This window comes from Candidatus Fukatsuia symbiotica, assembly GCF_003122425.1.
GTDB classification, from domain to species: Bacteria; Pseudomonadota; Gammaproteobacteria; order Enterobacterales; family Enterobacteriaceae; genus Fukatsuia; species Fukatsuia symbiotica.
The window spans coordinates 1,541,576-1,561,713 of the sequence record NZ_CP021659.1; the positions used below are offsets into that span (position 1 = coordinate 1,541,576).

A 20,138-nucleotide genomic window follows, 5' to 3' on the forward strand; every position below is an offset into this window, starting at 1 on the left:
ACATTATGGAGGCTAATTTAAAAGGCACTCAATACTTTGTAATGCAGTGACCAGTTGATCAATTTCTTCACGGGTATTATACAGCGCCAGAGAAACACGACACATAGTGGATACGTGATAAAATTCCATTAGAGGCATGGCACAGTGCTGACCTGTACGGATAGCAATGCCATACCGATCAAGAAGAATGCCAACGTCATAGGAATGGTGCTGCCCCAGGTTAAAAGCGATGACTCCGGAACGATTTTTTTCTGAGCCATAAATTTTTAAGCTTGGCACCAGCTTTAACTTTTTTAATGCATAAGCCATCAGTGACTGTTCATAATGTTGGATCCGGGTCAATCCCAGCTGGTGAATATAGTTGATAGCGGCTCCCAGGCCGATAATAGCGGCGGTGTTGGGCGAACCGGCTTCAAAGCGCCCCGGGGCATCAGCAAAGGTGGTTTCTTCTGTCAGGCTGACGGTTTTGATCATCGACCCTCCGCCTTCCCAAGGTGGCATCATCTGTAATAATTTATTTTTGCCATACAGAATACCGATACCCGTTGGTCCATATAATTTATGACCGGAAAAGACATAAAAGTCACAACCCAACGCCTGCACATCGACTGGCTGATGCATGACCGCTTGCGCACCGTCAACCAATACTATCAGCTCTTTTGCGAGCGCTTTTGCTTGCGTGACAATGTCACGTATCGGGTTTATCGTGCCCAGCACGTTAGAGACATGGGTGATCGCCAGTAAACGGGTACGGTTATCAATCAATTTGGATAGATCACTCAGATCTAATTCCCCAGAGGTCGTTAAATGCCATACTTTGATGATAAGGCCACTCTCCTTGGCTAGCATCTGCCAAGGAACGATATTGGCATGGTGTTCCATCTCGGTGATGATAATGCTGTCACCGGCATTGAGAAAGTGGCGCCCGTAGCTGTTGGCTACCAAATTGATGCCTTCGGTGGTACCTTTAACGAAGACAATCTCTTGTTCTGTCTCTGCATTAATGAAACCCGCAACCTGGCGACGCACGTTTTCCATCGCCTCTGTTGCCTTCTCACTCAGGGTATGGATGCCACGATGTACTGCTGCGTAATCCTGGCGATAAAAATTCATTTCGCTGTCAATCACCGTTTGCGGTTTTTGCGCACTGGCCGCACTGTCCAGGTAAATGAGTGGTGTGTTGTTGACCTGTCTACTGAGTAGTGGAAAATCAGCCCGGATTTGTTCCACAGAAAAATTTTTTGTTTGCGGCTTGTTGTCCACTTCGGCCTGTTTGTTGAAGAGTAAGTTGTTATTGGTCATCTGCCCATCCGTTTTAAGCGTTCAGTGATACGGGTTATTACTTGCTGACGAATGACCTTATTCTTCAGCGGTTCCGTGAGTTCGGCAGCGAAAGCAAAAATGATCATCTGTTTGGCTTCGGTTTGGCTGATACCGCGAGACTGTAGATAAGATACCTGTTCAGCATCGATGTATCCCACTGTTGCACCGTGGCTACATTTTACATCGTCTGCATAAATTTCTAACTGTGGTTTTGTGTCCACTTCGGCTTGTTTGCTGAGGAGTAAGTTGTTATTGGTCATTTTCCCATCCGTTTTCACGGCATGCGGCGCTACTTTTAAAGTACCATTAAATACTGCCTTACCCTGATCATGGACTATCGTTTTGTGTAATTGTTGGCTTTGGCAGTGGCCTTTATTATGCTCCAGATAAGTGCGGCTATCACATATTTCTCCGCTGAGCGGTAATAATAGGCTGTTGATTGAGATGTGGCCTCCCTCACCATTGAGTTGGGCACTGGTATGGTGCCTAGTCAAACCGGCACCGAGTAGAAAGCTGTCGCTATATGCGTAGGCATGATGCCCAAGTATCAAATCGTTATGAGAAAAGTGATAACTGTGCTGGTTTTCAAACGCCAATTTACAATGCGTTAACTGCGCATTATCGCCCAAAGCCATTGTCAGGCGTGCACCGGTAAAGTGTGCCCGATTATTTAGACTGACAAAATGTTCGATTACCTGTGCTTTTGCATTCGCTTCGATCAGCAGATGATGGCGATAATAGCTACTGTTGATCGCGTTTTTGTTTTGATCGTCTGCTTGACCAGAACTGATATGCAGCAGATATAACGGCTTATCACTTTTTTTCCCTGCGGCTAAACGAATAAGTAAACTTTCTTGTGCTAAGCTTTCCGTGAGATGCAAAAATACCTCTGCACGCACTGCTACCGGTATGTTTTCTTGTTCTGTCAAAGTACTAACCTGGTAGGGTTCGTAAGCGGTATCGCTGAGAGATGCGACAAATCGGCCATCGACAAATACCAACCGATGGGCATCTAGCGTTAATGCCAGATTATCACATTGTTGCTTACTGATGGCTAATGTTTGTGCATAATTGAACCTATGCTGTAATAGCCGATCGAGCGGTGTGTACTTCCAGTCTTCATGTTTATAATTTGGAAAACCCAATTGCACTATTTGTTTCCAGTGAAATTGTTGCCAATGAGCTTGCGTGTCAGGTGAGCCAGTCCGTTGCTGAAATAATTGACCAAACTGCGCTAGCAGATCACTGTCGGGTAGTAAGCCAGTCATAGCCTTGCTCCTCCAATTTTTTCGCTAGCGTAAAATCACCGGTTTCGATGATTTTCCCTTGATACAGAACATGCACAAAATCTGGTTTCAGATAATTCAAAATGCGCTGATAGTGAGTGACGATAATAAAAGCCCGCTTATCATCACGCAGTGAATCGACGCCGTTAGCGACAGTTTTTAACGCATCGATATCCAGGCCGGAATCAGTTTCATCCAAAATACATAGGGTAGGTTCTAATGCTGCCATCTGTAAAATATCGTTACGTTTCTTTTCGCCACCCGAGAAGCCGACATTGACTGAGCGGGTCAGCAAATCTTTTGGCATCTTTAATAAATCAATTTTTTTTTCAATAAAATCGGCAAAATCAAAACGATCCAACGCGGGCTGTTGCCGGTATTTACGGATGGCGTTAACAGCGGTCTGCAAGAAAAAAAGGTTGCTAACCCCAGGGATTTCAACCGGATACTGGGAAGCAAGGAAGACACCTTCACCGGCTCTTTCCTCTGGCTCTAAGTCCAGTAAATTTTTATTTTTAAATAATACTTCGCCCTGAGTGACCTGGTATTCTTCCCTTCCGGCTAATACGGCTGAGAGGGTACTTTTCCCTGAGCCATTAGGGCCCATAATGGCGTGTACCTCTCCAGGTTTTACTTCAAGATCAAGCCCTTTGAGGATAGTTTTGCCTTCAACGCTGACTGCTAACTGCTTAATGCTTAACATGCTGTTTCCTTTGTACACTGGACGCGAGCGAATAGATTCCTGAAAGTAAGGGGGTTAACCAACGCTGTGCTCTAGGCTAATGGCTAACAATTTCTGTGCTTCTACAGCAAACTCCAGCGGTAATTCTGAGAACACATCTTTGCAGAATCCATTGACAATCATCGAGATGGCGTCTTCTCCACTAATACCACGTTGACGACAATAAAACAGTTGGTCATCACCAATTTTTGAGGTGGTTGCTTCATGTTCCAATTGGGCTGAATGATTTTTTACTTCAACATAGGGAAAGGTATGAGCAGCTGAATGGCTGCCAATTAGCATGGAGTCGCATTGGGTAAAATTCCGTGCGTTATCCGCGCCAGGCAGAATTTTCACTAACCCACGGTAAGTATTCTGGCTGTTCCCGGCTGAGATCCCCTTGGAAATAATGGTTGATTTAGTATTTTTTCCAATGTGGATCATCTTGGTGCCGGTGTCAGCCTGTTGTTTGCCATTGGTGAGTGCTACTGAGAAAAATTCGCCGATGGAATGATCCCCCTGCAGGATCACACTGGGATATTTCCAGGTAATCGCCGACCCCGTTTCTGATTGAGTCCACGACATTTTTGATCCCGTGCCTTGACATAATGCACGTTTGGTGACGAAGTTGAGAATACCGCCGGTAGTGCCTGAACCGGCAAACCAGTTCTGTACCGTAGAATATTTTACCTCGGCGTTTTTATGCAGGATCACTTCTACCACAGCGGCATGTAGCTGATAGGTATCGCGTGCAGGTGCCGAGCAGCCTTCAATGTAACTGACGTAGCTATTTTCATCAGCGATAAGGATAGTACGTTCAAATTGACCGGTTTTAGCTGCATTGATACGGAAATAGGTCGACAGTTCCATCGGACAGCGCACGCCTTTGGGCACGTAGACAAAGGTGCCGTCTGAAGCCACTGCCGCGTTAAGAGCAGCAAAAAAATTATCCTTTGCGGGTACGACTGAGCCGAGATATTTTTGTACCAGATCAGGATATTCCTGGATGGCTTCACCGAGGGAACAAAAAATAATACCCTGTGTGGCTAACTGTTCACGGTAGGTGGTGGCAACAGAAACGGAGTCGAAGATGGCATCGACGGCGACCTCAACCCCTTCACGCACGGGTACACCGAGCTGGGCAAAAGCCGCTTCAACTTCAGCGGTGAGATGGAGATTTGTTGCTGTGCTGCCAGCAGGTGCTTGTTCCACTCCGTCCTTTGAATCGCAGTCATCATCACAATGACCACAAGAGGGTGCGGAGTAATAGCTGTAATCTTGATAGTCGAGGTTTTTGTAGTGCGCTTTTAACCAGTGTGGTTCTTCCATCTCCAACCATCCGCGATAGGCATCTAGCCGAAATGCTAACATCCATTCGGGTTCGTTACGTTTGGCCGAAATAGCACGGATCACGTCTTCACTAAGTCCTTTAGCCAATTGATCGGTCGCTAATTGGGTAAAAAATCCTTCTTTATAATGTCCATCGTTGACCCAGGCTGACGTGTCCTCGGGAGTTTTAACATTGCTTCGTGTCATTTATATCGCTCAAACGCCAAAGCTCTCACCACATCCGCAGGAATGTTGAGCCTTAGGGTTATCAAATTTAAAGATCTGATTCAGTCCTTCACGGACGTAATCCACTTTAGTACCATCAACAAAGGGCATCGATTTTGAAGGAACATAGAGTTTTGCTTTCTGGTGTTCAAATAGTAGGTCATCGCTAGCTGGTGATTCAGCGATGTCCAGAACATAAGTAAAACCCGCACAGCCAGACGGTTTTACGCTCAGTTTTAGCCCCTTGGCCTGCGGGTTTTGTTGCATGAGTTTTATAATTTGCGTGGCAGCGCTTTTGGTGATAACGATGCCTGACCAATCATTATCATCAAGTGAGAATGTCCCAACAGCATTTTGTTGCATATGAACCTACCTTATTCTCTCTTTCGTCTTAGAACCTGTTCAAAATCTCTTGTGCTCGCCGTGTTTTGGTTAAGTCATTCGTCAAAAACGCGCTCAACATGCTCACTGACTCCCTTTCGTTGCATACGAGAGTAAACTGCGCTTTTTCGCACGTCTTTTCCTCGTCTGGGCGTCGCTCAAGAAAATTTGGAACAGGTTCTTAATAGCATCAAGTTTATCCGCCATAGTAGTGATAATTACTATCACTGCAACCATTTGTTTTATAGGGGTAATGGCAAAGATTCCTTTTTAACCTTGAACGAGACGGCAATTTGAAGATTGAATTTAAAACATTTATTAAAAACACCTATTTCTGTGCTAATTTTAACCGAAAACCCTTGCCGAGGGAACCTTTTGCCTGCTTATCTACATATTTATTAATAAGGGTTGTGAGTTTCGGTGACTTCTTTTTCATTTTTCGGGATACGACCGCTCAAAGGGGAGGTTAATCTTTTAAAATTTGGTGGCTGTGTACTAGCAGATTCGTTTGTTAAAAAGCGAGCAAATACACTCTGATTATGATGCTGTGCTGGTATAATTACTTTTGTAATGGACTTCTTATATACCCTTCGCCTTTCAAGTTACGGCGGCGTTGGCTGCTCGCACTCATCCCAGTCATGTACTACTTGTACACTCCTAGGATTCGATTGATTGCCGCCTGGCCGTAACTCGAAATTCATTGGGTATGGCTTGTTCGAAACTGCGTTTTTTCGCCTATTGTAGGTTTTGCAAGAAGTCTAACACGTTGTTTGTCACAATGACTAAGAGAGCCACTGATGAATGATTTACAACAAGGACGCCATGACTTACCGAAACTGATGTTTTGCATGCTATTTATCCTGATAATGATGATCACCAGTTTTTGGGTGATACAGCCTTTCATTATGGATCTGGCTTGGGCGGTTATGGTGGTGATTGCCACTTGGCCGTTATTAATCAAACTACAGATTTTACTCTGGGGACGGCGTTCTTTGGCTGTCATTATCATGACGTTATTATTGATTTTGTTCTTTGTCATCCCGATTGCTTTATTGGTCAATAGTCTACTAGCAAACAGTGCGCCCTTGATCGCTTGGGCGAGTAGTCCTGCTAATATGCATTTCCCCGCGATGGAATGGTTAAACGCTGTCCCTCTGGTAGGAGGCAAAGTTTACAATAGTTGGCATAGCTTAATTGCTGGTGGGGGTAATGAGATATTGGCAAAGTTACGACCTTATGTAGGGGAAACGGCGACCTGGTTTGTCGCTCAAGCGGCTCATCTTGGACGTTTTGTCGTTCATCTGACACTTATGGTGTTGTTTAGTATTCTGTTTTACTTTCATGGTGAACGGGTTGCTCAAGGTATCCGCCGTTTTGCTGTGCGACTGGCAGATAAAAAGGGAGATTCTACGGTTGTTTTAGCTGCACAGGCCATTCGGGCAGTAGCACTTGGGGTGGTAGTAACCGCATTAATCCAGGCTATTTTAGGCGGTATTGCTTTAGCGATTGCGGGTATCCCTTACGTGACTTTACTTACCGTTCTGATGTTTATTCTCTGCGTTGCTCAGCTAGGGCCTTTATTGGTGCTTATCCCAGCGATTATTTGGCTTTATTGGAGTGGTGATCCCATTTGGGGAAGTCTGTTACTGGTATGGAGTTGCATCCTTGGTACTTTTGATGCCGTTTTGCGTCCAGCGTTAATTCGTAAAGGCGCCGATTTGCCGATGATATTGATTCTTTTCGGTGTTATTGGTGGTTTATTGTCGTTGGGCATGATTGGTTTATTCATTGGGCCAGTGGTTCTAGCGGTTTCTTACCGTTTGCTTTCCGCTTGGATCGATGAACGAGTTAAATCCTAAGTTTCGATTAGCTCGGTGGTAAAAAAACAAAGTGGCAGAAACTTGTGCCACTTTGTTTAATCACAGATAGCTAAATCTGGTTTATTTAAGGCTGGCGGTTTGATGAATAATTAATTATAAATTAATTAACATGTTTAAGTTGTTATTATTCTTTAAATTAATATTCACTATCTTAAGTTTTATAATTTGTATTTTATTGAGATCTCATCTACTATTTAGTGGATTCTATCCAGTTGTACAGTATAAATAGAAATTTATACTAGGATATAATATAACATTTAAGAATGTACACATGAAATATATACAAGGACAAGGATATAACATGATTAATAATGCAAACGTAAATAACATTGAAACTGCAAATGCTGTAAGCACTGAGACAGTGCAACCAGCAGGGAATGTATTCAACAACGTTGATATTTATAATGCAGGGCGGGTGGCAGCCTATATTTTTGACACATCGTTCACGTCTCCATTGCAAATATTATATAATGGGGCTCTTAGTATTTTTAAAAAGGGAAAAAATACGATTGAAATCGGTTCAATAAATAGTTTATTCAATAAAAATAAAAAAGAGTAAATATCCCCGGCAAAGCCGGGGGCTTTAATTATTAGCCCCTAGAAGAGGCCAACAAACCTTGAACCGCCTGAAGGCGGTCATTACATCCTAAGCTTCAATTGTTCATAATGATTGTCTTGTTTTTCTTGGTATCGAATGTAAGCTCGTATCAGCTCTTCGTTCAAACCCACTGTAGATACAAAGTAACCTCTAGCCCAAAAATTCTCACCACTATAATTCCGGACTTTACCCATAAACCGTCGTACGATTGAGATTGCACTTTTTCCTTTTAGATAACCCATTACATATGACACTGAATATTTCGGCGGAATACTTATGCAAATATGGATATGATCAATCATCAAATGTCCTTCAATAATTTTGCATTCCTTCTGACTTGCTAACTCGTGAAACATCTCACCGAGATGCTTTCTAATTTCACCAAATATTGTTTTTTTACGGCCTTTCGGGATAAAAACAATGTGATACTTACAATCCCATTTCGTATGGCTAAGACTCTGGTAATCTTTCATTTGAATTTCCTATCTCTTGGTCGAGATAGAAGATTCGGGTGACCGCACCACACGGTCAAACCTTACGGAGTCCCCCGGCAAAGCCGGGGGATTACCTAATTTTATTCACTGGTTCTATCAGGAGTGACATCGATACTGGCTTTAACAGAAGTAGCAGCGGCATTTCCCTGTGCTGAATCTGCTACTCATATTTATCTGGACAAGCAAATTTCTCATATTGCCTACAGTGATAAAATAGTACCGGTACAGGGATAGCATAATTATCAGCTATCGTTGATGTCTTCACTATACTATTAAATAAAAGCCAAATAGAAATTTTTTCTGTTTGGCTTTTATTCAAAAAGTGCTAAAAGAAAATTTCTGATTTATCAATTGACTCTGTGATTCAATAGACTTCTTTCTAAACCTAATAGTTGTGTTATATTCAATAAAACCAATATAATCTTACTGGTTATTATCTAGGGTAAAATGACTATCCAGGCGTGTATTTAACAAAATACCTGCTTTAGAAAATGGTGGGAGGGGTTATGTCATTGAATATACAAACAAAGAGTTTAGCAAAGCTGGTGGTACAAAATGAGTATCATTATTACAGTTTACCCAAAATGGCATCCTTCCTAGGGAATATCGATCGACTGCCAAAATCAATGAAAGTGTTGTTAGAAAATCTGTTACGGCATATTGATGATGATAGCGTACGGGAAAATGACTTAAAAGCAATGGTTGATTGGTTAGCAAACGGTCATGCAGATTGGGAGATCGCCTATCGCCCAGCCCGTGTTTTAATGCAGGATTTTACTGGTGTTCCGGCGATTGTTGATCTTGCGGCTATGCGTGAAGCGGTGCAACGTTTGGGAGGAGATGTAAAGAAAGTGAATCCACTTTCTCCCGTCGATTTGGTAATTGACCATTCCGTTACTGTGGATAATTTTGGTGATCAACAGGCCTTTGGCAAAAATGTTCAGCTGGAGATGACGCGTAATCACGAACGTTATGCGTTTTTGCGCTGGGGTCAACAGGCATTCAATCGTTTTCAAGTGGTGCCACCGGGAACTGGCATCTGTCATCAGGTGAATCTTGAATATTTGGGACAAACGGTATGGCATGAGCAACAGGGAAATAAATTTGTTGCTTATCCCGATACTCTGGTTGGAACAGATTCTCATACTACGATGATTAATGGGTTGGGGATCCTCGGTTGGGGGGTCGGCGGTATCGAAGCGGAAGCGGCCATGCTGGGTCAGCCAGTTTCGATGTTGATCCCTGATGTTGTGGGTTTTAAGCTGACGGGGAAATTGGGTGAAGGGATCACGGCAACTGACCTGGTATTGACGGTCACGCAAATGTTACGAAGACATGGCGTAATGGGTAAGTTCGTTGAATTTTATGGTGATGGACTGGTAGATCTACCCTTAGCCGACCGAGCGACTATCGCGAATATGTCTCCTGAATTTGGTGCTACCTGTGGTTTCTTCCCTGTGGATGAAGTGACCTTGAATTATATGCGCCTAAGTGGGCGCAGTGATCAGCAAATTGCTTTGGTAGAGGCTTACACCAAAGCGCAAGGCATGTGGCGTTATCCTGGTGACGAACCGATGTTTACCAGCAAATTAGCATTGGATATGACCACTGTTGTTTCTAGTCTGGCGGGTCCGAAGCGACCACAGGATAGGGTAGTATTATCTCAGGTGCCGCAGGCTTTTAGCGCTTTTAACGAAGCAGAAGTTATCAGTAAGAAACAGAGCAATAAAAAAGATAACCTTATGCCGATGTCGATCACGTTGGAGGGTAAAACACATAACTTATCTGATGGGGCAGTGGTGATTGCCGCTATTACCTCTTGTACCAATACCTCTAATCCCAGTGTCATGATGGCCGCGGGGTTATTAGCTAAGAAAGCGGTGGAAAAAGGACTAAAAACTCAGCCGTGGGTAAAAACCTCGTTAGCCCCCGGATCCAAGGTAGTGACTGATTATCTTAATGCGGCAGCTTTGAGCGATCCACTGGATCAATTGGGTTTTAATCTAGTGGGCTATGGTTGTACGACCTGTATCGGTAATTCGGGATCATTACTTGAACCCGTAGAAGATGCGATTAAAGCAGGGGACCTCACCGTGGGGGCGGTGCTATCTGGTAATCGTAATTTTGAAGGTCGTATTCATCCATTAATCAAAACCAACTGGTTAGCTTCGCCGCCATTGGTGGTGGCTTATGCCCTGGCAGGGAATATGAAAATAAATCTGACGGATGATCCCTTGGGTCAAGATCAGCAGGGTGTTCCGGTTTATCTGAAAGACATTTGGCCAAGTACACTGGAAATTGCAACAGCGCTTGAAGAGGTAAAAACAGCGATGTTCCGCAAAGAGTATGCTGAAGTTTTTGACGGTGATGATAGCTGGCAGGCCATTTCGGTAGAAAATTCGCCAACCTATCATTGGAAACCAGACTCGACTTATATCCGTCATCCTCCTTTTTTTAGTGGGATGTCGCGTAAACCAGAGCGGATCGAAGATATCAAGCAAGCCCGTATTTTGGCTATTTTGGCGGATTCAGTCACCACTGATCATATTTCTCCGGCAGGGAATATTAAACCAGATAGCCCGGCAGGACATTATTTGCTCGAACAGGGTGTCGCAATTAATGATTTTAACTCCTATGGATCCCGGCGTGGTAATCATGAAGTGATGATGCGTGGTACCTTTGCTAACATTCGTATCCGTAATGAAATGGTACTAGGCGTTGAGGGGGGATCACTCGTCATATACCTTCACAGGAGAAAATGGCGATTTACGATGCTGCGATGCGTTACCAGAAGGAAAAGATTCCTTTAGTGGTGATTGCGGGTAAAGAGTATGGTTCTGGTTCTAGTCGTGACTGGGCGGCTAAAGGGCCACGTTTACTTGGTGTACGGGTGGTGATTGCCGAATCTTTTGAACGTATTCATCGTTCGAATCTTATTGGTATGGGTATTCTTCCGTTGGAATTTATGTCCGGAGTGAATCGTAAATCCTTGGGATTAACGGGTAATGAATCTATCAATATTAGTGGATTAGAGGGTTTGACTACAGGGCAGAAAATTCTTGTCACTCTCATTAATACTAGAGGTGAACAGCAAATCATTGAAACGCTATGTCGTATCGATACCAGTAACGAGCTGATGTACTTCCAGCATGGTGGTATTTTGCATTACGTTATTCGCAATATGTTGTAAACGAGGGGTTGGTATAGCTAAAAAATCGAGATGAGCTAAATCGGTCAAACCTGGGATAGTCCGCCAAGGAGGGTAGCTAGCCTGGTTGAGCAGGAGGCGAATTGCGCTGTTCCATAGCGCGAAATGATGAACGAGTAAACTCACACAATGGGTTGTCATAAACCGGTTGCCAAATAAGTGACAGCGTCACTTATTGTTGAATATGTGTCCCATTTTAGCCTCTTTAATCGCAAGATATTTTTTATTTTTCGAATTTTCACCGACGATGAGTGGCACACGTTTGACGACATCTAGCCCATATTGTGTCAATGTTTTGACTTTCTCCGGGTTGTTAGTCAGCAGCCGTACTGCTTTGACGCCGAGTAGCTGATAGATGTCCGCACATAGCGTAAAGTCTCTTTCGTCACTTTTAAACCCCAACTGATGATTCGCTTCGACAGTGTCTGCTCCTTGATCCTGTAGGGCATAAGCACGGATTTTATTCAATAAGCCAATATTACGCCCCTCCTGACGATGGTAAATAAGGATACCACGACCCTCTTCAGCAATTTGCTGCATTGCGGCGTGGAGCTGAAAACCACAATCGCAACGTAGACTGAATAATGCGTCTCCGGTCAGACATTCTGAATGGATCCGGGAAAGAACGGCGGGCTCGCCTGAAATATCGCCAAAGATCAACGCGAGGTGTTCATGACCGCTGGTTAATTCTTCAAAACAAACCAGCAAAAAATCTCCCCAGGGAGTAGGTAATTTAGTTTCTGCTACACGTTTTAGTTTCATATCAATACAGGACTCTGAGGGAAAATGTTTTGGCGTATTTTACTTGCAAAGGCACCGGTTAAGCGCTACCCGTTGCTCATTGTATGGTTTTCTGGCTGCTAATGGCAGCACAATCACGATAATAAGCTTGTGGTGTCATCTTGCATGTCGTATTTTTGGCATAACAATGATATTGATTCACCCTACGGAGTAAAATGTGAAATATTTGCTAATTTTTTTGTTAGTACTGGTGATCTTAGTGGTTTCTATGACCTTAGGAGCACATAACGATCAGGTGATTACCTTTAATTACCTATTAGCTCAAGGTGAGTACCGAGTATCGACGTTATTGGCGACTCTTTTTGCGATTGGATTTGCATTGGGGTGGATCATATGTGCTTTGTTTTATCTACAAGTACGTATTTCTCTTGCCCGGGCACGCCGAAAAATCAAGCGGCTTGAATTACAGCTAGAGCGACCAAGGGCAAATGATGTGATGCTGTCCACGTCTGCTACAAATATCGCCAGCAGGAAGTAATTTCTATGTTAGAATTGCTCTTTCTGCTATTGCCTATAGCCGCTGCTTACGGTTGGTATATGGGGCGCAGAAGTGCTCAGCAGGACAAACAAAAAAATGCTAACCGCTTATCCCGTGAATATGTTGCCGGGGTTAATTTTCTTCTTTCTAATCAAAAAGATAAAGCGGTAGACCTGTTTCTTGATATGCTGCAAGAAAATAGTTCTACTGTTGAAGCGCATCTCACCTTAGGAAATCTGTTCCGTTCGCGCGGGGAAGTTGATCGTGCGATACATATCCATCAGGCATTGATGGAAAACGCCTCCTTAACTTTTGAACAACGGTTGTTAGCCATTCAACAACTGGGGCGCGATTATATGGCTGCTGGTCTTTACGATCGTGCTGAAGATATGTTGACCCGTTTGGTTAATGAGCAAGACTTCTGTATTGCTGCGTTGCAACAGTTATTGGTGCTTTATCAGGCTACCAGTGATTGGGTAAAAGCGATTGCCGTGGAGGAAAAATTGATCAAACTCGGTAAAGAAGAGCAACGCTTAGAAATCGCTCATTTTTACTGTGAACTGGCGTTACAGGCGATGGAGAGTGCTGATCTGGACAAAGCCAAAAGTTTGTTAAAAAAAGCAGCGGCGGCAGATAAACAGTGCGCTAGGGTATCGATTATGCTGGGGCAGGTTTATATTGCTAAGGCTGAATTTATCAAAGCAATCGCTTCGCTGGAACGGGTACTGAAACAGGATAAAGAAGTGGTTAGCGAAGCCTTGCCTATGTTGCAATACTGTTATCAACATTTACATCAAGTCGAAAATTGGACAAAGTTTTTGCAACTTTGTGTCGAAGAAGATAGCGGTGTTGCGGCTGAACTGATGTTGGCAGAGCAGATTGAGCAACAGGAAGGACGAGATGTGGTGCAACTTTATATTAATCGACAGTTACAACGGCATCCAACTTTACGCCTGTTCTATCGATTAATGGACTACCACTTGACTGATGCGGAAGAAGGCCGTGCAAAAGATAGCCTGGTGTTACTACGTGATATGGTTGGTGAACAAATCCGCACCAAACCGCGTTATCGTTGCCGTAAATGCGGCTTCACCACGCATTCTCTTTACTGGCACTGCCCTTCATGCCGAACTTGGGCCTCGGTTAAGCCAATCAGGGGGTTGGATGGGCAGTAGAAGAAGTCCAGTGAAGGATCCTGTTTCATAGAAGGTTAAAAAAATGAAAGCTAAAACAGAAAGTAACACTATCGTCAATGCATCTCCCATTATTGTGGCGTTAGATTATGCTGATATCAATCACGCGTTAGCTTTCGTTGATCGTATCGATCCACAGGTTTGCCGGCTAAAAGTGGGTAAAGAAATGTTTACCTTATACGGTACTGTATTTATTCGAGAGTTACATCAGCGTGGTTTTGATGTTTTTCTTGATCTTAAATTTCACGATATTCCTCATACCACGGCACGAGCGGTAGCGGCGGCCGCTGAACTGGGCGTATGGATGGTGGATGTTCATGCCAGCGGAGGGGGCAGAATGATGAAAGCGGCCAAAGAAGCCTTGTTACCTTATGGTGATGATGCGCCTTTGCTGATTGCTGTTACAGTATTGACCAGTATGGAATCCATTGATTTATTGGATATTGGTATTGATATTAGTCCTGCTGGGCAAGTGGAAAATTTAGCCAAATTAAGTCAGGATTGTGGTCTTGATGGTGTGGTTTGTTCTGCCCAGGAAGCGCTTAGACTGAAACAATTTTGTGGTGCAGCATTCAAACTGATCACACCAGGTATACGCCCGACAGGGAGCGAGACTGGCGATCAACGGCGTACTATGACGCCAAAACAGGCACTCGATGCCGGAGTAGATTATATGGTTATTGGACGCCCTATCACTGGATCTACCGATCCTGCGCAAACTCTTGGTACTATCCTCGATTCACTGATTTAAAGGGCAAGTTATGGATAATAACAGCAGTCGTCTGGTTTATTCTACTGAAAGTGGCCGTATCCGGTCACTCGAAATAAAAGCTGAACGGTTAACAGGAGATGGTATTGTTCGTATTCAACGCCAGACCTGTGGTCGTAAAGGGAAGGGAGTATGTTTGATCACGGGGGTTGCAGGGAGTGATGAGCAGCTTGATACATTGGCGGCAGAGTTAAAAAAGAAGTGTGGCTGTGGCGGTGCTGTAAAAAAAGGAATTATTGAGATCCAAGGAGATAAAAGAGCATTGCTCAAGCAGTTACTTGAAGCAAAAGGGATGAAAGTAAAATTGGCAGGGGGATCCTGAACGTCGCTCGAGAAGATTTGGAACAGGCTCTTAGTGAAGTCGCTATAACAAAGAAATGGGTTTTTTTTGAAAGAAAAATAAGCAAAGTAGACTATTACTTATAGAGGTAATGTTTTTTCGCTTAACGTAGAATTCACAGCACTCGCTACGTTTTTGCAAGAAGTCTATTGAGTGAAGATATCATCTCATTTATATGGGGGTGCATATTTTTGTTACATTATCGCAGATAATGCGATAGGAGGTACAAAATGGCAACATCATTGAATGTGAATGGCAGTGTTTTCATTTGTTCTGATACGAGAATGGTAAGAATGATTAATGGTGACCGAAAAACAGCGATCTATATGGGGATCTTTGATCGTTTTTTCGATTTATTCAGGAAGGAAAGTAAAAGAGAAAAAATTGAGAAGTTATATGATGAATTACATCAAGATTTATCAGATGAAAGTAAAATAACAACTTCCAGACGCTACAGTATCAATCAATTGATTATTTTTTCTAAAATAAGAGATATGGCCACTTTTGATCAACAGGACAAATTCACTGTTTCGGTACAAGAGGAAAAAATGGATTTTTTTATGGCGGGATCACTCATTTATACTCAGTCTATTTCTAAGTTCACTGGAAAATTTATTAGATGTAAGTGTTTATATGCTAATCAGACGATGCGCGAGAAAGAACAGTTAACCACATTAGTGGAAAGACACAAAAAATTTGCCATTAATAAAATTAAAAATTATTTCAACCTACATAGAGAAAAATTAAAAAAAATAAAAAGAGATAATGATATGTTAGGTCTTGATAAAGATTTTTCGATAACAAAATATAAAGGATTTTGTAAGGCACATCGAGGCAGAACTTATTATTTTCATGTCGGAGACAAATACCCTGTGCTTTATGCGCCACCTAAAGAGAAAGAGGACGATATGTCTTATTTAGAGGGTAACTACAAACAGGTTGATGCGATGGATGAAAGGTTTGTCGTGCTTGTCCCCAAAGATAATAATAATAAATTGGTAGATTTTGATAGAAGTAATAATGAGTCTAACCTAGATTTAGCAGGAATTAAAACACTGATACCGGGTTGGGTTGTTGATGATAATGTGATTATCGCCCGCAATGCAGGTGAAGATTTATATAATTATATCTATGAGATTACAGGAAAAAGAAAAACTATTGATGTTAGGGTATTTAGGGAGGCATTGCGAGATTTGAAAACGTTACATCAGAAAGGTATTTATTTGATTGATATTAAAATAGAGAATATGGCTTATAATGAAAATAAAAAAATAGTGAATTTAATTGATATAGAAAACCGAGTTAAGCGAGGAGGAAAATGTAATCATGGTGTGACCTATAGCGAATATTCCGCTACAAAAGATTTATTATGTTACTATACTAGATATCACGCGGGAGAGAAGTATTATGATTATGATATTTTGCGTGTATGGGATGAATATGCCTTTTTATTATCCATGATAGCCTGTACTGCAAAGAGTAATGATCTTCATAAAGCTGTGATGAGACCTGATGTCGATATTGAGGGAGGAGGCTATCTTGGAGCGATGAATATGAGTAACAATAGTCTGTTCATGAAGTGGATCCATAGTCATGTAAATTCTCTATTTTATATGGATATTGCTGAATTATTAAAAAATCCTGCCAGGTTAGCGCGTGTAAACCCCGATCATGCCTATTTAGCTGACATGCTTACCGTCTCGTCGTAACAAATTATTTCATTATGAAAAGATACATTTACTGATATGGCTGCATGATTTAATTTTGATTGCCTAACTGATACACTAAGGAGTAAATCTACGGAGTAGTTCATATTTGTGTGCTAATCAAAATTAAATTGTGTAGCTATAACTTATCAGAGCATGTAATATGCCCTGATGAGTTAAGAAAGAATTTATTCATATCATTATATATAGAAACGATATTTGTCCACACTGTTAAAAACCCATTATCATTAGCAAGAGATTTTTTGAGGAACCCACTTATTCTAGTGGTGATAACCATTTCCTCGTTAATGCTATATTTTTTTTAATTATATCGACTATTGCTGCTTGTTCCTTTTTCTCATTATATTCTTCTAAAACTTCTGATATGAGTTTTATACAATTATTAGTATTTATTTTTTTGTCTATTTGCCTATTCAACATTTCTGCTTTTAGTGGGATAAATGAGAGCGAAAACTCTTGAAAAGTTTCAGTACCATCAGGTGCAATTCTCATGACATAATTTATTGCCAAATTAAAGGGATAATAGTATTCATCACCGTCTTTGATCGATCCATCAGCAGATTGATCGGGAAACTTACAAAAAGGGATCACACAGGATTTACTGGTAAGAAGAATATTGCCATTGGGTTGTTTATCGATACTAATGAGAGTATTTTCAGGATCGTAAACGGTATGATTATCAATGATATTCCTTCGCTGTTGTAATAAACATTCTAGTGTTTCACTGTTTCCTCTAATTTTTTTGTTAAGTCTTTCCGTACTATTGAACAGTGTACCTACAGTCAGATTTGTGCTGGTTTGGCATAGATGTCCAATTATTACTGCCACCTGTGTTGCTTCTATGCTATCTATCTGAATTATTGATTGAAGTATTTTACTATCTTGAATATACTTTATTCCTTTTCTATGATAATCGGGATCAAGTTGGTTACCGGTAAATTTTTTCAATGGCGGATGATGTTTTTTATTTACGTAAATCTGTTGGTTCTTATTACAATCTCTTACATTGTCAAGGAACATTTGCTCTATTTCTTTTCTGTAGTGCCCAGAGACGTCTTGATTTTTTTTATTTTTTTCGTTTACATCTGTATTTTTATATTCTTTATTTGTATTTTCCTCGCTTTTTTTCCCATTAGTATAGATGTATTGTAAGTCGTCTAGTCTTTGTCGTGGTAGTGGTATGTCATTTTTCTTTGATGAGGATAATGGAAATAATCTTGTCAGATTTCCTTTCCTCTCATCCTCAATCACATTTTCCATAAATTTACTAATACCATTGTAATCTACTTGATCATATAGATTAGGTAAGAGTATTCTCTCCTGGTCAATGTTTATAATAATAAATTCTTTATTACATGACACAGATAATTTATTTTTATGCCCAGGTGCCATAAGAGATTTTATTTTCTGAAGAGCATGTATCAGTTGATGCCAATTTTTCTCAGTAATCTTTTTATCCCAGGCAAAATAATTATATTCTGCTGAATATAATCTATAAAGTGCTTTCCAGATGGCAAATTTTTTATTGTTGTGATATAAAAATAAATTTTTATATTTTCGCCAAATATAGTTTATTTTTTCTTTTATTCTATATTGAGTATTTTTATCTTTTATTACCTCAAATTTTGTCGGAATTGATAATTCTTGTACAGCTTCAATACTGAATCTATAAGGTGATGGTGTTCCAGGAAAACAAATCATATTCATTACCTCGAATAGAAAATGATTTTATAACTGTAGGCTGGATCTCGTCATTTCGCTGTTAATATACAGTAAACACCTTATAAAAACGCCCGTGAAGGCGCGTATTTTTTGGAAATTGATAATAGATTATTGATATTTCTTATTCCAGTGTCATGCGATGTAACTTGGGTGCTGTTAACAGCATCAGTAGCGCGATAATACCCGTCACAATGCCGATTTGCATAAACTGGCTGTAAATATCCAATGATGCTCGAGCGTCGGTAATACCACTGGGTACCGCTGTGAGTGCTGCAACCTTACCGGCGATTATCGCCGCGGCCGCAGTGGTAAGGAACCATGCTCCCATAATAAAGCCCATCAAACGCTGAGGTACCAATTGCGCTACCATCGCCAGGCCCAAGCCTGAAATCATCAGTTCGCCGATACTTTGCAAAGCGTAGCTAAGGATTAGCCAGTTAACTGATACGATACTTTGTGCATTGGCGAAACTTGCGCCTAATGGTAACACCAGGAATGCTGTTGCGCTCAGTAGCATGCCTATGGCAAATTTGTGTGGCATGGGCAAACGAACACCCAACTTATTATACAGGATTGCTAGAATGGGGCTTGCGGCCATAATCCAGAATGGATTTAAAGCCTGATATTGCTCTGCCTCAACGTTGAATCCTAAAATAACATGTTCAACATTATGAATAGCGAAGAAATTCAACGAGGTTGGCATTTGGCTATAAAGCACAAAAAAGATCACGGCTTCAAGCATCAGCAAAAAAGCGACAATCATTTTACGGCGAGCGACATCCTGTAAAGCGAAGGTTTCTTTGGCGAAAATAATAATGATAGCGCCAGCAACGACAGCTAATGCCCAATGCGCAATGGCCTGGTTATGCAGCAACCAGTTGGAAATCAGGATAAGAGTGATGATGCCAATTAATACTATCAGTAATTTTTTTATTTGTAGTGGTGAAAAATCAGGTTGTGAACCTTGGTCTTTTACCCAATGACGACAGAACAAAAAATTGACTAGGGTAATTAACATACCGACGACACTAAGAGAAAAAGCGATGTTCCAACCGTATCTTGCCGCCAGCCAAGGGGTCGCTAACATGGACATAAATGATCCGATATTGACGGACATGTAGTACATGGTAAAGGCCCCGTCCAGGCGTGGATCGTCTTTTTTGTAGCAGGTCGCCAGCAGTGAGGAAGGGTTGGCCTTAAACAAACCGTTGCCGACCGCAATGGTCGCCATGCCGAGATAAACCCAAAAAACGTTATGTTCTGAATAAGCCACCATCGCGTAGCCGAGAGCCAAAACTAATATACCCAGTATGATGACTCGTTTACTACCCAGTACTTTATCACCCAACCAGCCGCCAATCGCTATAAAGCTAAAGACCAAAGCACTGAATGAAGAAAAAAGAATGATGGAGTCGGCTTCGCTTAGTCCTAACATTTTTACTAGATAAACAGCCATAATCCCTTGCAGGCCGTAGAAACCGAAGCGTTCCCATAGTTCGATCGAGAAAATGAGGTAAAACGCTTTCGGTTGTTTGAATACATTAATACTGATGTTTTTCGGATCATCAGTATTGTTTTTTATTGTCATAGAGAGACCTCTGATTTCACTCATAACCGGTCATAAAATGACAGGAAAATATAAAAGGCGACGCGTAGAAGACAC

Annotated in this window: 17 protein-coding genes and 1 pseudogene; 9 read left to right on the plus strand and 9 right to left on the minus strand. The window is 41.7% G+C overall.

Annotated features, from left to right (window positions below; all coding sequences use genetic code 11):
- Positions 1-12: 12 nt before the first annotated feature.
- The 5 genes from sufS to sufA are packed head-to-tail and all read right to left on the minus strand — an operon-like array spanning position 13 to position 5,247.
- Positions 13-1,302 (minus strand): cysteine desulfurase SufS, encoded by a 1,290-nt coding sequence (sufS, locus tag CCS41_RS07625; RefSeq protein WP_083429558.1) that lies wholly within the window; start codon positions 1,300-1,302, stop codon positions 13-15.
- Positions 1,299-2,591 carry a Fe-S cluster assembly protein SufD gene (sufD, locus tag CCS41_RS07630; RefSeq protein WP_072549547.1) on the minus strand — a complete coding sequence of 431 codons (1,293 nt, stop codon included), beginning with the start codon at positions 2,589-2,591 and terminating at the stop codon, positions 1,299-1,301. Before sufD ends, sufS begins: the two co-directional genes overlap by 4 nt.
- Positions 2,566-3,312: a Fe-S cluster assembly ATPase SufC gene (gene sufC, locus CCS41_RS07635; RefSeq protein ID WP_072549546.1), complete on the minus strand. Its 747-nt coding sequence runs from the start codon at positions 3,310-3,312 to the stop codon at positions 2,566-2,568. Before sufC ends, sufD begins: the two co-directional genes overlap by 26 nt.
- A 54-nt stretch (positions 3,313-3,366) precedes the next feature.
- Positions 3,367-4,866, minus strand: coding sequence for a Fe-S cluster assembly protein SufB (gene sufB / locus CCS41_RS07640; RefSeq protein WP_072549545.1), 1,500 nt, complete (start codon positions 4,864-4,866; stop codon positions 3,367-3,369).
- Positions 4,867-4,875: 9 nt separating this feature from the next.
- Positions 4,876-5,247, minus strand: a complete 372-nt coding sequence (gene sufA, locus CCS41_RS07645) for a Fe-S cluster assembly scaffold SufA (RefSeq protein ID WP_072549544.1) — start codon at positions 5,245-5,247, stop codon at positions 4,876-4,878.
- Positions 5,248-6,062: 815 nt separating this feature from the next.
- Here sufA and ydiK point away from each other — a divergent pair.
- Positions 6,063-7,124: an AI-2E family transporter YdiK gene (ydiK, locus tag CCS41_RS07650; protein ID WP_072549543.1), complete on the plus strand. Its 1,062-nt coding sequence runs from the start codon at positions 6,063-6,065 to the stop codon at positions 7,122-7,124.
- A gap of 292 nt (positions 7,125-7,416) precedes the next feature.
- On the plus strand, positions 7,417-7,704 hold the full coding sequence (locus CCS41_RS07655; protein ID WP_162860028.1) for a hypothetical protein: 288 nt from the start codon (positions 7,417-7,419) through the stop codon (positions 7,702-7,704).
- Between the two features lie 80 nt (positions 7,705-7,784).
- Here the strand turns inward: CCS41_RS07655 and tnpA are convergent, their stop codons facing one another.
- On the minus strand, positions 7,785-8,216 hold the full coding sequence (gene tnpA / locus CCS41_RS07660; protein WP_119797021.1) for an IS200/IS605 family transposase: 432 nt from the start codon (positions 8,214-8,216) through the stop codon (positions 7,785-7,787).
- 123 nt (positions 8,217-8,339) lie between these two features.
- Between tnpA and CCS41_RS17155 the strand changes: the two genes are divergently transcribed.
- Positions 8,340-8,471, plus strand: a complete 132-nt coding sequence (locus CCS41_RS17155; protein ID WP_275887648.1) for a hypothetical protein — start codon at positions 8,340-8,342, stop codon at positions 8,469-8,471.
- A 272-nt stretch (positions 8,472-8,743) separates the two neighbouring features.
- Positions 8,744-11,427: pseudogene (acnA, locus tag CCS41_RS07665) on the plus strand (aconitate hydratase AcnA).
- A 186-nt stretch (positions 11,428-11,613) separates the two neighbouring features.
- On the opposite strand, the gene ribA reads toward acnA, so the two are convergent.
- Positions 11,614-12,207 carry a GTP cyclohydrolase II gene (ribA, locus tag CCS41_RS07670; protein WP_072550801.1) on the minus strand — a complete coding sequence of 198 codons (594 nt, stop codon included), beginning with the start codon at positions 12,205-12,207 and terminating at the stop codon, positions 11,614-11,616.
- A 196-nt stretch (positions 12,208-12,403) separates the two neighbouring features.
- Between ribA and CCS41_RS07675 the strand changes: the two genes are divergently transcribed.
- From CCS41_RS07675 to CCS41_RS07695, 5 genes are all read left to right on the plus strand, one after another.
- Positions 12,404-12,724, plus strand: a complete 321-nt coding sequence (locus CCS41_RS07675) for a LapA family protein (RefSeq protein WP_072550800.1) — start codon at positions 12,404-12,406, stop codon at positions 12,722-12,724.
- A 5-nt stretch (positions 12,725-12,729) separates the two neighbouring features.
- Entirely contained in the window at positions 12,730-13,899 is a 1,170-nt protein-coding gene (lapB, locus tag CCS41_RS07680; RefSeq protein ID WP_072550799.1) for a lipopolysaccharide assembly protein LapB, read from the plus strand.
- A gap of 43 nt (positions 13,900-13,942) precedes the next feature.
- The gene (gene pyrF, locus CCS41_RS07685) at positions 13,943-14,668 is read left to right on the plus strand and encodes an orotidine-5'-phosphate decarboxylase (RefSeq protein ID WP_072550798.1); all 726 of its coding nucleotides are present in this window, start codon (positions 13,943-13,945) and stop codon (positions 14,666-14,668) included.
- Between the two features lie 10 nt (positions 14,669-14,678).
- Positions 14,679-15,008 (plus strand): stress response translation initiation inhibitor YciH, encoded by a 330-nt coding sequence (gene yciH / locus CCS41_RS07690; protein ID WP_072550797.1) that lies wholly within the window; start codon positions 14,679-14,681, stop codon positions 15,006-15,008.
- Between the two features lie 248 nt (positions 15,009-15,256).
- Positions 15,257-16,735: a hypothetical protein gene (locus tag CCS41_RS07695; RefSeq protein ID WP_119797454.1), complete on the plus strand. Its 1,479-nt coding sequence runs from the start codon at positions 15,257-15,259 to the stop codon at positions 16,733-16,735.
- Between the two features lie 273 nt (positions 16,736-17,008).
- On the opposite strand, the gene CCS41_RS07700 is transcribed toward CCS41_RS07695, so the two are convergent.
- Positions 17,009-18,454, minus strand: coding sequence for a hypothetical protein (locus CCS41_RS07700; protein WP_072550795.1), 1,446 nt, complete (start codon positions 18,452-18,454; stop codon positions 17,009-17,011).
- 142 nt (positions 18,455-18,596) lie between these two features.
- A complete protein-coding gene (gene dtpA / locus CCS41_RS07705; RefSeq protein ID WP_072550794.1) occupies positions 18,597-20,063 on the minus strand; it encodes a dipeptide/tripeptide permease DtpA in 1,467 nt (488 codons plus the stop codon).
- Between the last annotated feature and the right edge of the window lie 75 nt (positions 20,064-20,138).

Coding starts and splice junctions, on each gene's coding strand:
- CCS41_RS07700 (WP_072550795.1), bottom strand. CDS start 18,454: ATGATTTGTTTTCCTGGAACACCATCACCTTATAGATTCAGTATTGAA.
- lapB (WP_072550799.1), top strand. CDS start 12,730: ATGTTAGAATTGCTCTTTCTGCTATTGCCTATAGCCGCTGCTTACGGT.
- sufC (WP_072549546.1), bottom strand. CDS start 3,312: ATGTTAAGCATTAAGCAGTTAGCAGTCAGCGTTGAAGGCAAAACTATC.
- CCS41_RS07655 (WP_162860028.1), top strand. CDS start 7,417: ATGAAATATATACAAGGACAAGGATATAACATGATTAATAATGCAAAC.
- sufA (WP_072549544.1), bottom strand. CDS start 5,247: ATGCAACAAAATGCTGTTGGGACATTCTCACTTGATGATAATGATTGG.
- tnpA (WP_119797021.1), bottom strand. CDS start 8,216: ATGAAAGATTACCAGAGTCTTAGCCATACGAAATGGGATTGTAAGTAT.
- sufD (WP_072549547.1), bottom strand. CDS start 2,591: ATGACTGGCTTACTACCCGACAGTGATCTGCTAGCGCAGTTTGGTCAA.
- dtpA (WP_072550794.1), bottom strand. CDS start 20,063: ATGACAATAAAAAACAATACTGATGATCCGAAAAACATCAGTATTAAT.
- ribA (WP_072550801.1), bottom strand. CDS start 12,207: ATGAAACTAAAACGTGTAGCAGAAACTAAATTACCTACTCCCTGGGGA.
- sufB (WP_072549545.1), bottom strand. CDS start 4,866: ATGACACGAAGCAATGTTAAAACTCCCGAGGACACGTCAGCCTGGGTC.
- CCS41_RS07695 (WP_119797454.1), top strand. CDS start 15,257: ATGGCAACATCATTGAATGTGAATGGCAGTGTTTTCATTTGTTCTGAT.
- pyrF (WP_072550798.1), top strand. CDS start 13,943: ATGAAAGCTAAAACAGAAAGTAACACTATCGTCAATGCATCTCCCATT.
- yciH (WP_072550797.1), top strand. CDS start 14,679: ATGGATAATAACAGCAGTCGTCTGGTTTATTCTACTGAAAGTGGCCGT.
- ydiK (WP_072549543.1), top strand. CDS start 6,063: ATGAATGATTTACAACAAGGACGCCATGACTTACCGAAACTGATGTTT.
- sufS (WP_083429558.1), bottom strand. CDS start 1,302: ATGACCAATAACAACTTACTCTTCAACAAACAGGCCGAAGTGGACAAC.